We start from the raw sequence: 13,339 nt of genomic DNA, 5'->3' as shown, positions 1-13,339 counted from the left end.
TTATTCGCCGGCAGGTTTACGTGGGCGACGACGACGCGGTGGTTTACCGTCCTGGGTACGCGCTTTCGGCGCTTCGCCATCCTGACGACGCGGCGCCTGCTGGCTACGGCCCTGGCTCTGACCGCCGCGTCCTTGCCCCTGACCGCGACCACCGCCGCCGCCACGCTGCTGACGACCGTTTTGAATCGGCTCCGCTTTAATCGACGGATCCGGCTCGTAACCGGCAATAGCAATACGCGGGATCTCTTTTTTCAGCAGGCGTTCGATATCACGCAGCAGCTTATGCTCGTCCACGCAGACCAGCGACAGCGCTTCGCCGGTCGCCGCCGCGCGGCCGGTACGGCCAATACGGTGCACATAATCTTCCGGCACGTTCGGCAACTCATAGTTAACCACGTGCGGCAGCTCTTCGATGTCGAGCCCGCGCGCGGCGATGTCGGTGGCGACCAGCACACGAATGCCGCCGGATTTAAAGTCAGCCAGCGCACGGGTACGCGCGCCCTGGCTCTTATTGCCGTGGATGGCGGCGCTACGGATACCGTCTTTATTCAGCTGCTCCGCCAGATGGTTGGCGCCGTGCTTGGTGCGGGTAAAGACCAGCACCTGCTGCCAGTTGCCTTCGCCAATCAGCTGCGAGAGCAGTTCACGCTTACGTTTCTTATCCACAAAGTGAACGTGCTGGGTGATCTGCTCAGAGGCGGTGTTGCGGCGCGCCACTTCGACTTCCAGCGGGTTATGCAGCAGTTTTTCCGCCAGCGCTTTGATTTCGTCGGAGAAGGTAGCAGAGAACAGCAGGTTTTGACGACGCGGCGGCAGTTTAGCCAGCACGCGGCGAATGTCGTGGATAAAGCCCATATCCAGCATGCGGTCGGCTTCATCCAGTACCAGCACTTCAACTTTATCAAGACTGACCGCGTTCTGATGTTCAAGGTCCAGCAGACGGCCCGGGGTGGCGACGAGGATATCGACACCGCCGCGCAGTTTCATCATCTGCGGGTTGATGCTCACGCCGCCGAAGACCACCAGCGAGCGGATATTCAGATATTTGCTGTAGTCGCGGACGTTCTCGCCCACCTGCGCCGCCAGTTCGCGGGTCGGCGTCAGGATCAGGGCGCGCACCGGACGGCGCCCCTTCGCGTGCGGCTGCTCCTGGGTCAGGCGCTGCAGCAGCGGCAGCGTAAAACCGGCGGTTTTGCCGGTCCCGGTCTGGGCGCTGGCCATCAGATCGCGGCCCTGCAGTACTGCCGGGATCGCCTGCTGCTGGATAGGGGTCGGCTCAACGTAACCCTGCTCGGCGACGGCGCGCAGGATATCGGGATTCAGGCCAAGGGAATCAAAAGACATAACAACTCCGAACCGCCCCGGCCCGTTTAAGGGCGTAGTTTTCAGGGAGATTATTGCGATAGAGATGGCAAAAACCACAATGCCATGAAGGGGCGCAGTCTAGCAGATTTTGTGACGAACCGCATAAAATATCCCCGCAGGAATTACCAGCAAAATAATGCTCGCTTGCGCCGGGTCACTTTTAGTATTCACCATTGTGGACAGTTCAGCGAATCGCCCCTATTCTTAATCAATCGATTGATTGATTTTTTTAGGCGCGATGAATAATACTTCCGTGACCAGTAAAGGCGAACAAGCCAAAAACCAGCTTATCGCCGCCGCTATCGCGCAATTCGGCGAGTATGGCCTCCATGCGACGACCCGCGATATCGCTGCGCAGGCCGGGCAAAATATCGCCGCCATCACCTATTATTTCGGTTCGAAAGACGACCTGTATCTCGCCTGCGCGCAGTGGATCGCCGACTGTATCGGCGAGAATTTCCGCCCGCATGCCGAAGCGGCCGAAGCCCTGCTCGCCCAGACGAAGCCAGACAAACCGGCGCTGCGGGAATTGATTCTGCGCAGCTGTCGCGATATGAGTCTGCTGCTAACCCAGGACGATACGGTCAACCTCAGCAAGTTTATCTCTCGCGAGCAGCTCTCCCCTACCGCGGCTTACCAGCTAATCCACCAGCAGGTTATCGCTCCGCTACATAGCTATTTGACCCGGCTTATCGCCGCCTGGACCGGGCGCGATGCCAACGATACGCAGATGATTCTGCACACCCACGCCCTGCTTGGCGAGGTGCTGGCCTTCCGGCTCGGGCGGGAAACCATTTTACTGCGAACCGGCTGGGCGCAGTTCGATCAACAAAAGGCTGAACAAATTTTTCAGGTGATCACCTGTCATATCGATTTCATTCTGCAAGGGTTAGCGCAAAGGAGCCTGGGATCATGAAAAAACCCGTCGTCGTTCTATTGGTCGTCATCGTGCTCGCCGTGCTCGGCGGCGGCTGGTGGTGGTATCAAAGCAGCCAGGCAAAAGATCTCACTCTCTACGGCAATGTCGATATTCGCACTGTGAATATGAGCTTCCGCGTCGGCGGGCGGCTGGCAACCCTGAACGTCGATGAAGGCGATGAAATTCGCCGTGGCCAAACCCTCGGCGAACTTGACCGCGCGCCGTATGAAAACGCGCTGCAGCAAGCGCAGGCCAACGTCTCCACCGCCCAGGCGCAGTACGATTTGATGATGGCGGGCTACCGTGCCGAAGAGATTGCTCAGGCGGCGGCGGCGGTGAACCAGGCGCAGGCCGCCTGGGTCTATGCGCAGAATTTTTATCAACGTCAGCTCGGCCTGCGCGCCAGCAGCGCGATTTCCGCCAACGACCTCGAAAACGCCCGTTCTTCACGCGATCAGGCGCAGGCGACCTTAAAGTCAGCGCAGGATAAGCTGCGTCAATATCGCGCCGGTAACCGCCCGCAGGAAATTGCCCAGGCCAAAGCCAGCCTTGAACAGGCGCAGGCGGCCCTGGCGCAGGCCAAACTGGACCTGCATGATACCGTGCTGACCGCGCCTTCCGACGGCACCTTGATGACCCGCGCCGTCGAACCCGGCACCATGTTAAACGCCGGCGGCACGGTGCTGACGCTGTCATTAACCCGTCCGGTTTGGGTACGCGCCTACGTTGACGAGAAAAATCTTGGCCAGGCGCAGCCGGGGCGCGAAGTACTGCTGTATACCGATAGCCGGCCGAACAAGCCCTATCATGGTAAAATCGGCTTTGTCTCCCCCAGCGCCGAATTCACGCCGAAGACCGTGGAAACACCGGATTTGCGCACCGATCTCGTCTACCGTCTACGCATCGTGGTGAACGACGCCGATGGCGCCCTGCGTCAGGGCATGCCAGTGACTGTCTCATTCAGCAACGGAAACGGGCATGAGTAAGGACGTCATTACCGTTAACGGCCTGACCCGCCGTTTTCCCGGCATGGATAGGCCGGCGGTCGCGCCGCTGAACTGTACGATTCACTCAGGCTACGTCACAGGGCTCGTCGGCCCCGATGGCGCTGGGAAAACCACCCTGATGCGAATGCTGGCCGGTTTACTTAAGCCCGATGAGGGCAGCGCCAGCGTAATCGGCTTCGATCCGCTCAAGGACGACAGCGCGCTGCACGCGGCGCTCGGCTATATGCCGCAGAAATTTGGCCTGTATGAAGATCTGACGGTGATGGAAAACCTGAATCTGTACGCCGATCTGCGCAGCGTCACCGGCGAGGCGCGGAAGAAAATATTCGAGCGCCTGCTGGAATTCACTTCTCTTGGCCCTTTCACCGGGCGATTAGCCGGCAAACTCTCCGGCGGCATGAAACAAAAGCTGGGGCTCGCCTGTACGCTGGTGGGCGATCCTAAAGTACTGTTGTTAGATGAGCCCGGCGTCGGGGTCGACCCTATTTCGCGCCGCGAGCTGTGGCAGATGGTTCACGAACTGGCCGGCGACGGCATGCTAATTTTGTGGAGCACCTCTTATCTCGATGAAGCCGAGCAGTGCCGCGATGTGCTGCTGATGAACGAAGGTAAATTGCTTTACCAGGGTGAACCGAAGGCGCTGACGCAAACCATGGCCGGGCGCAGCTTTCTGGTCTCCAGCCCGCAGGAAAACAACCGCCGCCTGCTGCAGCGGGCGCTAAAACTGCCGCAAATTAGCGATGGCGTGATTCAGGGCAAATCGGTGCGTTTGATCCTGAAAAAGGCAGCCCGCATTGATGAGGTTCAGCAAAACGGCAACATGCCGCCGCTACAGGTGGCCGAAACCGCGCCGCGTTTTGAAGACGCCTTTATCGACCTGTTAGGCGGCGCCGGAACCGCCGAGTCGCCGTTAGGAGAGATTATTCATCACGTTGACGGCAGCAAAGACGAAACGGTCATTGAAGCACGGTCGTTAACGAAAAAGTTTGGTGATTTCGCCGCCACCGACCACGTCGATTTCCAGGTTAAGCGCGGTGAGATTTTCGGCCTGCTTGGCCCTAACGGCGCCGGTAAATCCACGACCTTCAAAATGATGTGCGGCCTGCTGGTGCCGACCGACGGAAAAGCGCTGGTGCTGGGCATGGATCTCAAGGTTAGCTCCGGTAAAGCGCGCCAGCATCTGGGATATATGGCGCAAAAATTCTCGCTGTACGGCAACCTCAGCGTCGAGCAGAACCTGCGTTTTTTCTCCGGCGTTTACGGCCTACGCGGCCGGGCGCAAAATGAAAAAATCGCGCGCATGAGCGATGCCTTTGGCCTGAAAAGTATCGCCGGCCACGCCGCCGACGAGCTACCGCTCGGCTACAAGCAGCGGCTGGCGTTGGCCTGCTCGCTGATGCATGAACCCGACATTCTGTTTCTCGATGAACCCACCTCCGGCGTCGACCCGCTTACTCGCCGCGAATTCTGGCTGCATATCAACAGCATGGTCGATAAAGGGGTCACGGTGATGGTGACTACCCACTTTATGGATGAGGCGGAATACTGCGACCGCATCGGGCTGGTCTACCACGGTAAGCTTATCGCCAGCGGCACGCCGGACGCGCTGAAGGCGCAGGCAGCGAATGACAGTCAGGCGGATCCCACCATGGAACAGGCGTTTATTACCCTGATTAACCAATGGGACAAGGAAAACGGTCATGAGCAATAGCATTCTCTCCTGGCGACGGGTTCGCGCGCTGTGCGTCAAAGAGACCCGGCAGATTATCCGCGATCCCAGCAGTTGGCTGATTGCGGTGGTGATCCCCCTGCTCCTGCTGTTTATCTTCGGCTACGGCATTAACCTCGACTCCAGTAAACTGCGGGTCGGCGTATTGCTGGAACAGCAGAGCGAAGAGGCGCTGGATTTCGTCCATACCATGACCGGCTCTCCCTATATCGACGCCACCGTCAGCGATAATCGCCAGCAGTTGATTGAGCTGATGCAGGCAGGGCGCATCCGCGCGATGGTCGTCATACCCGTCGACTTTGACCGCCAGATGGCCCGCGCCGGCGCCAATGCGCCGATTCAGTTGATTACCGACGGTAGCGAGCCTAATACCGCTAACTTCGCGCAGGGCTACGTCGAAGGTATCTGGCAGATTTGGCAACAGCAACGGGCGGAAGACCGCGGTGAGACCTTTGAACCGCTTATTGACGTGCAGATGCGCTACTGGTTTAACCCGGCGGCCATCAGTCAGCACTTTATTATCCCCGGCGCAATTACCATCATCATGACCGTGGTCGGGGCGATATTGACCTCTCTGGTGGTAGCGCGTGAATGGGAACGCGGCACCATGGAAGCGCTGCTATCCACTGAAATCACCCGTGCCGAACTGCTGCTGTGCAAGATAATTCCCTACTATTTCCTCGGCATGCTGGCGATGTTGCTGTGTATGCTGGTATCGGTATTTATTCTCGGCGTGCCCTATCGCGGCTCGCTGCTGATTCTGTTTGTCATCACCAGCCTGTTTTTGCTCAGTACGCTGGGAATGGGGTTACTGATCTCGACCATTACCCGCAACCAGTTTAACGCCGCGCAGGTCGCGCTGAACGCCGCTTTTTTACCGTCAATTATGTTGTCCGGGTTTATTTTCCAGATAGACAGTATGCCGGCGGTGATCCGCGCGGTGACCTACGTGATCCCGGCGCGTTACTTCGTCAACACCCTGCAAAGCTTGTTTCTGGCGGGCAATATTCCGGTGGTACTGCTGGTGAACGTGCTGTTTTTGATTGCTTCGGCGGTGATGTTTATCGGCCTGACGTGGCTTAAAACCAAACGGCGTCTGGATTAACCTGGCGCTCGAATTTTGCCCGGTGGCGCTACGCTTACCGGGCCTACGGTAAGTTTCGGTCGCCCGGGTCCGACATGAGGAAGGTTCTATGTTTCATCGTTTATGGACATTAATCCGCAAAGAGCTGCAGTCGCTACTGCGTGAACCGCAAACGCGGATGATTTTAATCATGCCGGTGCTGATTCAGGTACTGTTGTTTCCCTTTGCCGCCACGCTTGAGGTGACCAACGCCACCATCGCTATCTATAACGAAGATAGCGGCCGCCACGCGGTGGAGCTCACCCAGCGCTTTGCCCGCGCCAAAGCCTTTACTCACGTTCTGCTGCTGAAAAGCCCGCAGGCGATCCAGCCGACCATCGATGAACAAAAAGCCCTGCTCGTGGTGCGCTTCCCGGCGGATTTCTCGCGTAATCTCGACAACTACCAAACCGCCCCGCTACAGCTACTGCTCGACGGGCGTAACTCCAACAGCGCGCAAATCGCCGCTAACTATCTACAGCAGATTGTTAAAAACTATCAGCAGGATCTGCTGCAGGACAAAGCGAAACCGAATAACAGCGAACTGGTGGTGCGCAACTGGTACAACCCGAATCTCGATTATAAATGGTTCGTGGTGCCGTCGCTTATCGCCATGATCACCACCATCGGGGTGATGATCGTAACGTCGCTGTCGGTGGCACGCGAGCGCGAACAGGGCACCCTCGATCAGCTGCTGGTCTCACCGCTCGCCACCTGGCAAATCTTCGTTGGCAAAGCGGTACCGGCGCTGATTGTCGCCACGATGCAGGCGACTATCGTGCTGGCGATCGGCATCTGGGCCTATCAGATCCCATTTGCCGGCTCGCTGCTGCTGTTCTATTTCACCATGCTGATTTACGGTCTATCGCTGGTGGGCTTTGGCTTATTGATTTCTTCGCTGTGTTCAACCCAGCAGCAGGCATTTATCGGCGTGTTCGTCTTTATGATGCCGGCGATTCTGCTTTCCGGCTACGTCTCACCGGTTGAAAACATGCCGCAATGGCTACAGGACGTCACCTGGATAAACCCTATCCGCCATTTTACCGATATCACCAAGCAAATTTATCTGAAGGATGCGAGTCTGAAGATTGTGTGGGGAAGTTTGTGGCCGCTATTAGTCATAGCGGCCACTACCGGCTCAGCGGCGTATGCGATGTTCCGAAGAAAGATTGCCTAGTTTTTTATCTTTCGCCAGCAGCGATACCACCGCCGGGCCTGCCAGTATGACCAGCCCGGCGAGGGCCAGCAGCAGGTTGTTGTGCAACACGCGCGACAACAACCAGAGCACTATCATGGCGGCGCCGAAGTACCAGGTTGTGGTGAGCTCCTCAAGGAAGTCCCCCACGTCGCGCCAGCGCGCTTCATGGTGACGCTGCAAATACAGCATCGCCAGCAGCGTGACGCCGTACAGTACGCACAGCCCTAATCCGACGCGCACCAGCGCGCCGCTCATCCAACCCATCACCAGTACTGCCACGACCAGTAGATGCAACATAATCTGCCAGCAACTAAGACCCGTTGCGACGCGTACACGTTGTTGCCACTTCATGGCTTCTCTCCTGAAGGATTTTTCTCTGCTACTCAGAGTACCGCACTTTACGGAAAATTCCGTATCACCGCATCTTTTTGTGACGTCTACTACACTATTTTATTCAGGAAAGTGACATTAACTGGAGAATTATGGCTGAGCCAACGTCGCGAATTTCGGTGAACGTGCTGACAATTAACACTCATAAAGGCTTTACGGCGTTTAATCGGCGTTTTATTTTGCCCGAACTGCGCGAGGCCGTTCGCAGCGTCAGCGCCGACATAGTTTGCCTACAGGAAGTGATGGGCGCGCACGAAGTGCACCCTTTGCATATCGAAAACTGGCCTGATACCACCCATTACGAGTTTCTTGCCGACACCATGTGGAGCGATTACGCCTACGGGCGCAACGCGGTCTACCCCGAGGGTCATCACGGCAATGCCGTGCTGTCGCGCTTTCCCATTGAATATTATGAAAATCGCGATATTTCGGTCGGCAATGGCGAAAAACGAGGCCTGCTTTACTGTCGCATCGTACCTCCGCACAGCGGCGTGACGATCCACGTCATCTGCGTGCATCTCGGTCTTCGCACGCGCCAGCGGCAGGCACAGCTAACGATGCTGGCGGAATGGGTCAACACGCTACCGGCAGACGATCCGGTGGTAGTAGCTGGCGACTTCAACGACTGGCGCCAGCAGGCTAATCAGCCATTAAAAGCGCAGGCAGGGCTTGAGGAGATTTTTACCCGCGCCCGCGGGCGGCCGGTACGCACCTTTCCGGTCGCTTTCCCGCTGCTACGACTCGATCGTATTTACGTTAAGAATGCTCATGCCAGCCATCCAAAAGCGCTGGCGCTTAAACACTGGCGGCATCTGTCCGATCATGCGCCCCTGAGCGTGGAGATACATCTGTGAAATGTCGCTGGCAGGAAGGCAATCGTATTACCCTACTGGAGAATGGCGACCAGTATTATCCGGCGTTATTCGCCGCCATTGGCCGCGCGCAGCGCAAGGTGATCCTTGAATCCTTTATCTGGTTTGAAGATGAGGTGGGCTGGCGCCTGCATGCGGTGCTGCTGAAAGCCGCCCGCCGGGGGATTCAGGTGGAAGTACTGCTCGACGGCTACGGCTCGCCTGATCTCAGCGATGAGTTCGTCGGCGAACTCACCGCCGCTGGCGTGGTCTTCCGCTACTACGATCCGCGCCCGCGGCTAATGGGTATGCGTACCAATTTATTCCGCCGCATGCATCGAAAAATCGTGGTGATTGACGACACAACGGCGTTTGTCGGCGGCATCAACTACTCTGCCGAGCACATGAGCGATTACGGTCCGGAGGCGAAACAGGATTATGCCGTGCAGGTTGAGGGGCCGGTGGTGCTCGATATTCTCCAATTCGAGCTGGAGAACCTGCCCACCAGCGAGGCAGTACGCCGCTGGTGGCGTCGCCGTCGCCATCAGCCGGAAATTAACCAAACCCCTGGCGAAGCGCAGGCGCTGTTTATCTGGCGCGATAATCACGAACACCGCGACGATATTGAACGGCACTATCTGAAGATGCTGACCAGCGCCCGCCGCGAGGTCATCATCGCCAACGCCTATTTCTTTCCCGGCTACCGTCTGCTGCACGCCATGCGCAATGCCGCCCGGCGCGGCGTACGGGTCAAGCTGATTGTCCAGGGCGAACCGGATATTCCGATTGTTAAGTTTGGCGCCCATCTGCTGTACCACTACCTGATTAAAGGCGGCGTTCAGGTGTATGAATACCGCCGACGTCCGCTGCATGGCAAGGTAGCGCTGGCGGACGACCACTGGGCCACCGTCGGTTCCAGTAACCTCGACCCGCTGAGTCTGTCGCTGAATCTGGAGGCCAATCTGATTATCCACGACCGCGAGTTCAACCAGACCCTGCGCGATAACCTCAACGGCCTTATCGCCAGGGACTGCCAGCAAATAGATAAATCCATGCTGCCAAAACGCAACTGGTGGCGGCTCGGCGTCAGCGTACTGGCGTTCCACTTTCTGCGCCACTTCCCCGCCTGGGTCGGTTGGCTGCCGGCGCACACCCCGCAATTGGCCAGGGTCAGCCCGCCGGTGCAGCCGGAAATTGAAACCCAGGATCGGGTAGAAACGCAAACCAGAGACAATCCGCTATGAGCAAATCGCATCCCCGCTGGCGGATGGCGAAAAGAGTGCTGACCGTGCTCTTTTTTATCGCCGTCATCGTATTGCTGGTGATTTACGCGCAAAAGGTCGACTGGCAGGATGTATGGAGGGTTATCCGCGGCTACGATCGTCTGGCGCTATTTAGCGCCGTTGGGTTGGTTATCGTCAGCTACCTGATTTATGGCTGCTACGATCTGCTCGGGCGCGCCTGGTGCGGCCATAAGCTGGCAAAAAAACAGGTGATGCTGGTATCGTTTATCTGCTACGCCTTTAACCTGACGCTGAGCACCTGGGTTGGCGGGATCGGAATGCGCTATCGGCTATACTCGCGGCTAGGGCTGAACGGCAGCACCATTACCCGTATTTTCTCGCTTAGCATTACCACCAACTGGCTGGGCTATATTCTGCTGGGCGGCGTCATATTCACCGCGAATCTGGTGACGCTGCCGCCGCACTGGTACATCAGTCAAACTACGTTACGTATTATTGGCGGCGTTCTGCTGCTTTTTACCCTGCTCTATCTTTTCGCTTGCGCCTTCGCTAAACGCCGCCACATGACGATTAAGGGGCAGCGGCTGGTGCTGCCCTCTTTTCGTTTCGCTCTACTACAGATAGGGATTTCCGCGGCGAACTGGATGGTGATGGGGGCGATTATCTGGCTGCTCCTGGGCAGCGAGATTAACTATTTTCTGGTGCTGGGCGTGTTGCTGGTGAGCAGTATCGCCGGCGTGATCGTTCATATTCCCGCCGGAATTGGCGTGCTGGAGGCGGTGTTTATCGCCATGCTCTCCGGCGAGTCGATTTCGAAGGGGGCGATAATTGCCGCTCTGCTGGCGTGGCGCGCGCTGTACTATTTTCTGCCGTTGCTGCTGGCGACCGTCGCCTATCTGGTACTGGAGAGTCGGGCGAAAAAGCTGCGGCAGAAGAACGAACGCAAGCTGGCCCGCGGATGAAACGGCCCGGTTGCGCTTACCGGGCGACATTTTTGCGGATTGCCTGGATTGGTAGCCCGGATAAGGCGCATCGCGCCGCTATCCGGGATAAGATTAACGGCGGTTGCCGAAGATACGCAGCAGCATCAGGAACAGGTTGATAAAGTCCAGATACAGCGTTAAAGCGCCGAGAATCGAGTATTTACGCAGCGTGGCGCTATCGCGGGTATCAATCTGCTCGCCGATGTTTTTCAGCTTCTGGGTGTCGTAGGCGGTCAGGCCGACGAACACCAGCACCCCAATGTAGGTTACCGCCCACATCAGCGCTTCGCTCTTCAGCCACAGGTTAACCAACGACGCCAGCACGATACCAATCAGCCCCATAAACAGCATGCTGCCGAAGCCGCTCAGATCGCGCTTGGTGGTGTAACCATACAGGCTCATCGCCCCGAACATACCGCCGGTGACCACAAAAGTGCTGGCGATAGACGAATAGGTATAAACGATAAAAATGCTCGCTAACGTTAGCCCGGTCAGCGCCGAATAAAGCATAAATAGCGTCGTCGCCATACCCGCGCTTAAGCGCTGCACCATCCCCGAGAGCACAAACACCAGCGCCAGTTGGGCGATGATAAGCCCGAAGAAAGTGATTTTGCTTGAAAAGACGAACATCATGACCGCCGGGGTATTCGCCGCAAACCACGCGATAAACGCGGTTAACAACAACCCGACCGTCATCCAGCCGTAAACCTGCGCCATATAGGTCTGCAGGCCGCTGCGGCTCTGAACAATGGAATCGGAACGAGGGAATCTGTCCATGACTATCTCCTGATTAACAAGTTTCTCTCAGTAAGCGTATCACACTACCAGCGCTCTGCCGCCTGGTGATCGCTATCGCGGGCATCGACCCAGCGTTCGCCTTCCGGCGTCGCCTCGCGTTTCCAGAACGGCGCGCGGGTTTTCAGGTAATCCATAATGAACTCTCCGGCGGCGAAGGCGCTGCCGCGGTGGGCGCTGGTCACGCCAACAAAAACAATCTCTTCGCCCGGCCACATTTCGCCAATGCGATGGATAACCGTCACCCGGCCAAGCGGCCAACGCTCCCGCGCCTGTTCGACTATTTCCGCCAGCGATTTCTCGGTCATGCCCGGATAGTGCTCCAGCGTCAGCGCTTTCACGCTGTCGCCGAGATTATGATTACGCACTTTGCCGGTGAAGGTGACCACCGCGCCGTCTTCATCGCGCTCGGCCAGCCACGGATACTCATCGCCGACGCAAAAGCGCGCCGGGCTAACCACGATACGAGTTTGCGTCATCTTAGCCCCCGGTGACCGGCGGGAAAAACGCCACTTCGTCGCCGCTCGCGACCGGATGGTCAAACGAGGTCAGCGTCTGGTTGACTGCCGCCAGCAATTTTCCTTCTTCCAGCGCCAGCGCCCAGCGGTCTCCGCGCGCGGCAAGCTGCTGACGCACGGCTTCAACGGTCGGCAATTCGCTGGCGTCGAGTGTCAGGGTATCGGTGCCAACCAGTTCGCGCACCTGGGCAAAAAACAGGACGTTAATCATGGGCTTCCTCCACCTTAAAATCGCCGGACTTGCCGCCGCTTTTCGCCAGCAGACGTACCGGACCAATCACCATATCTTTTTGTACCGCTTTACACATATCGTAGATAGTCAGCGCGGCAACCGAGGCCGCGGTCAGCGCTTCCATTTCTACGCCAGTTTTACCGGTCAGGCGGCAGAGTGACTCAATGCGCACGCGGTTATGTTCCGGCTGCGCCTGCAGGTTCACTTCTACTTTGCTGAGCATCAGCGGATGACATAGCGGGATCAGCTCCCAGGTACGTTTCGCTGCCTGAATACCGGCGATACGCGCGGTGGCGAATACATCGCCTTTATGGTGGCTGCCGTCGATAATCATCGCAAGCGTTGCGGCCTGCATTTCGACGTAAGCCTCAGCGCGCGCCTCACGCACCGTTTCCGCTTTGCCGGAGACGTCAACCATGTGGGCTTCGCCCGCGGCGTTAATGTGGGTCAGTTGTGACATAAACTATTTCTTTAAATGAGGAATGAAGTTGCACGGGCGAGTGCGCGCATCCAGCTGCGGCGCGATAATATTTTCCCACGCGGTGGCGCAGGCCTTGGTCGAACCCGGCATGGCGAAAATCAACGTGCGGTTGGCAACGCCGGCAACGGCGCGGGACTGCAGCGTCGAGGTACCAATCTCTTCAAACGAAAGCATACGGAACACTTCGCCAAAACCTTCGACCTCGCGATCAAACAGCGGCAACAGCGCCTCCGGCGCCTGATCGCCGTCGGTAAAACCGGTGCCACCGGTGATCAGCACCACCTGCACCTCATCGCTGGCAATCCACGCCGAGACCTGGGCGCGAATCGCGTAGCGGTTCTCTTTCACAATCGCCTTATCGACGAGGGTATGTCCCGCTTCGTGCAGCGCATCGCGCAGCCAGTGGCCGGAGGTATCGTCCTCTTCGCCGCGACGGTTGGAAACGGTAAGAATAGCAATACGGGTCGGGATAAACTCAGCGCTAGCCTGGCTCATCTGAATGCT

The 13,339-nt window shown here is 57.6% G+C and carries 15 protein-coding genes; 8 read left to right on the top strand and 7 right to left on the bottom strand.

Features of this window, described 5'->3' with window-relative positions; translation table 11 throughout:
* On the bottom strand, nt 1-1,344 hold the full coding sequence (rhlE, locus tag PGR79_RS11200; RefSeq protein ID WP_087860027.1) for an ATP-dependent RNA helicase RhlE: 1,344 nt from the start codon (nt 1,342-1,344) through the stop codon (nt 1-3).
* A gap of 259 nt (nt 1,345-1,603) precedes the next feature.
* On the opposite strand from rhlE, the gene cecR reads away from it, so the two are divergent.
* The 5 genes from cecR to PGR79_RS11175 all read left to right on the top strand — a co-directional run bounded on the left by cecR (nt 1,604) and on the right by PGR79_RS11175 (nt 7,320).
* Nucleotides 1,604-2,281 (top strand): transcriptional regulator CecR, encoded by a 678-nt coding sequence (gene cecR, locus PGR79_RS11195; protein WP_213317771.1) that lies wholly within the window; start codon nt 1,604-1,606, stop codon nt 2,279-2,281.
* Nucleotides 2,278-3,270 carry a secretion protein HlyD gene (gene hlyD / locus PGR79_RS11190; protein WP_271032226.1) on the top strand — a complete coding sequence of 331 codons (993 nt, stop codon included), beginning with the start codon at nt 2,278-2,280 and terminating at the stop codon, nt 3,268-3,270. The genes cecR and hlyD overlap by 4 nt, the downstream gene beginning before the upstream one ends.
* Entirely contained in the window at nt 3,263-5,002 is a 1,740-nt protein-coding gene (locus PGR79_RS11185) for an ATP-binding cassette domain-containing protein (RefSeq protein ID WP_271032225.1), read from the top strand. The genes hlyD and PGR79_RS11185 overlap by 8 nt, the downstream gene beginning before the upstream one ends.
* The gene (locus tag PGR79_RS11180) at nt 4,992-6,125 is read left to right on the top strand and encodes an ABC transporter permease (RefSeq protein ID WP_046883533.1); all 1,134 of its coding nucleotides are present in this window, start codon (nt 4,992-4,994) and stop codon (nt 6,123-6,125) included. Before PGR79_RS11185 ends, PGR79_RS11180 begins: the two co-directional genes overlap by 11 nt.
* A gap of 88 nt (nt 6,126-6,213) precedes the next feature.
* Nucleotides 6,214-7,320, top strand: coding sequence for an ABC transporter permease (locus tag PGR79_RS11175; RefSeq protein ID WP_113373902.1), 1,107 nt, complete (start codon nt 6,214-6,216; stop codon nt 7,318-7,320).
* Here the strand turns inward: PGR79_RS11175 and PGR79_RS11170 are convergent.
* On the bottom strand, nt 7,282-7,692 hold the full coding sequence (locus tag PGR79_RS11170; protein ID WP_113373901.1) for a YbhQ family protein: 411 nt from the start codon (nt 7,690-7,692) through the stop codon (nt 7,282-7,284). The two genes, PGR79_RS11175 and PGR79_RS11170, sit on opposite strands and share 39 nt — an antisense overlap.
* Before the next feature lie 131 nt (nt 7,693-7,823).
* On the opposite strand from PGR79_RS11170, the gene PGR79_RS11165 reads away from it, so the two are divergent.
* Genes PGR79_RS11165 through PGR79_RS11155 form a run of 3 tightly spaced genes read left to right on the top strand, consistent with a single transcriptional unit; the run spans nt 7,824 to nt 10,788 of the window.
* The gene (locus PGR79_RS11165) at nt 7,824-8,585 is read left to right on the top strand and encodes an endonuclease/exonuclease/phosphatase family protein (RefSeq protein WP_430921671.1); all 762 of its coding nucleotides are present in this window, start codon (nt 7,824-7,826) and stop codon (nt 8,583-8,585) included.
* Nucleotides 8,582-9,826: a cardiolipin synthase ClsB gene (clsB, locus tag PGR79_RS11160; protein ID WP_430921669.1), complete on the top strand. Its 1,245-nt coding sequence runs from the start codon at nt 8,582-8,584 to the stop codon at nt 9,824-9,826. The genes PGR79_RS11165 and clsB overlap by 4 nt, the downstream gene beginning before the upstream one ends.
* On the top strand, nt 9,823-10,788 hold the full coding sequence (locus PGR79_RS11155; protein WP_213317774.1) for a lysylphosphatidylglycerol synthase domain-containing protein: 966 nt from the start codon (nt 9,823-9,825) through the stop codon (nt 10,786-10,788). Before clsB ends, PGR79_RS11155 begins: the two co-directional genes overlap by 4 nt.
* Nucleotides 10,789-10,881: 93 nt before the next feature.
* Here PGR79_RS11155 and PGR79_RS11150 read toward each other — a convergent pair whose 3' ends face one another.
* From PGR79_RS11150 to moaB, 5 genes are read right to left on the bottom strand one after another with little or no spacing between them, the layout of a single operon-like run.
* The gene (locus PGR79_RS11150) at nt 10,882-11,586 is read right to left on the bottom strand and encodes a Bax inhibitor-1/YccA family protein (RefSeq protein WP_015367602.1); all 705 of its coding nucleotides are present in this window, start codon (nt 11,584-11,586) and stop codon (nt 10,882-10,884) included.
* Nucleotides 11,587-11,630: 44 nt separating this feature from the next.
* Nucleotides 11,631-12,083 carry a molybdopterin synthase catalytic subunit MoaE gene (gene moaE, locus PGR79_RS11145; RefSeq protein ID WP_032707649.1) on the bottom strand — a complete coding sequence of 151 codons (453 nt, stop codon included), beginning with the start codon at nt 12,081-12,083 and terminating at the stop codon, nt 11,631-11,633.
* A 1-nt stretch (nt 12,084) separates the two neighbouring features.
* Nucleotides 12,085-12,333: a molybdopterin synthase sulfur carrier subunit gene (moaD, locus tag PGR79_RS11140; RefSeq protein WP_015367604.1), complete on the bottom strand. Its 249-nt coding sequence runs from the start codon at nt 12,331-12,333 to the stop codon at nt 12,085-12,087.
* On the bottom strand, nt 12,326-12,814 hold the full coding sequence (moaC, locus tag PGR79_RS11135) for a cyclic pyranopterin monophosphate synthase MoaC (protein ID WP_015367605.1): 489 nt from the start codon (nt 12,812-12,814) through the stop codon (nt 12,326-12,328). Before moaC ends, moaD begins: the two co-directional genes overlap by 8 nt.
* Before the next feature lie 3 nt (nt 12,815-12,817).
* Nucleotides 12,818-13,330, bottom strand: a complete 513-nt coding sequence (gene moaB, locus PGR79_RS11130) for a molybdenum cofactor biosynthesis protein B (RefSeq protein ID WP_015367606.1) — start codon at nt 13,328-13,330, stop codon at nt 12,818-12,820.
* Nucleotides 13,331-13,339: the final 9 nt, after the last annotated feature.

Origin of the sequence: Klebsiella sp. 141161, from assembly GCF_050600815.1 — a bacterium.
Taxonomy (GTDB): Bacteria; Pseudomonadota; Gammaproteobacteria; order Enterobacterales; family Enterobacteriaceae; genus Klebsiella; species Klebsiella aerogenes.
Note: the sequence above shows the minus strand (reverse complement) of the source record. Positions and strands in the feature narration are given on the sequence as shown.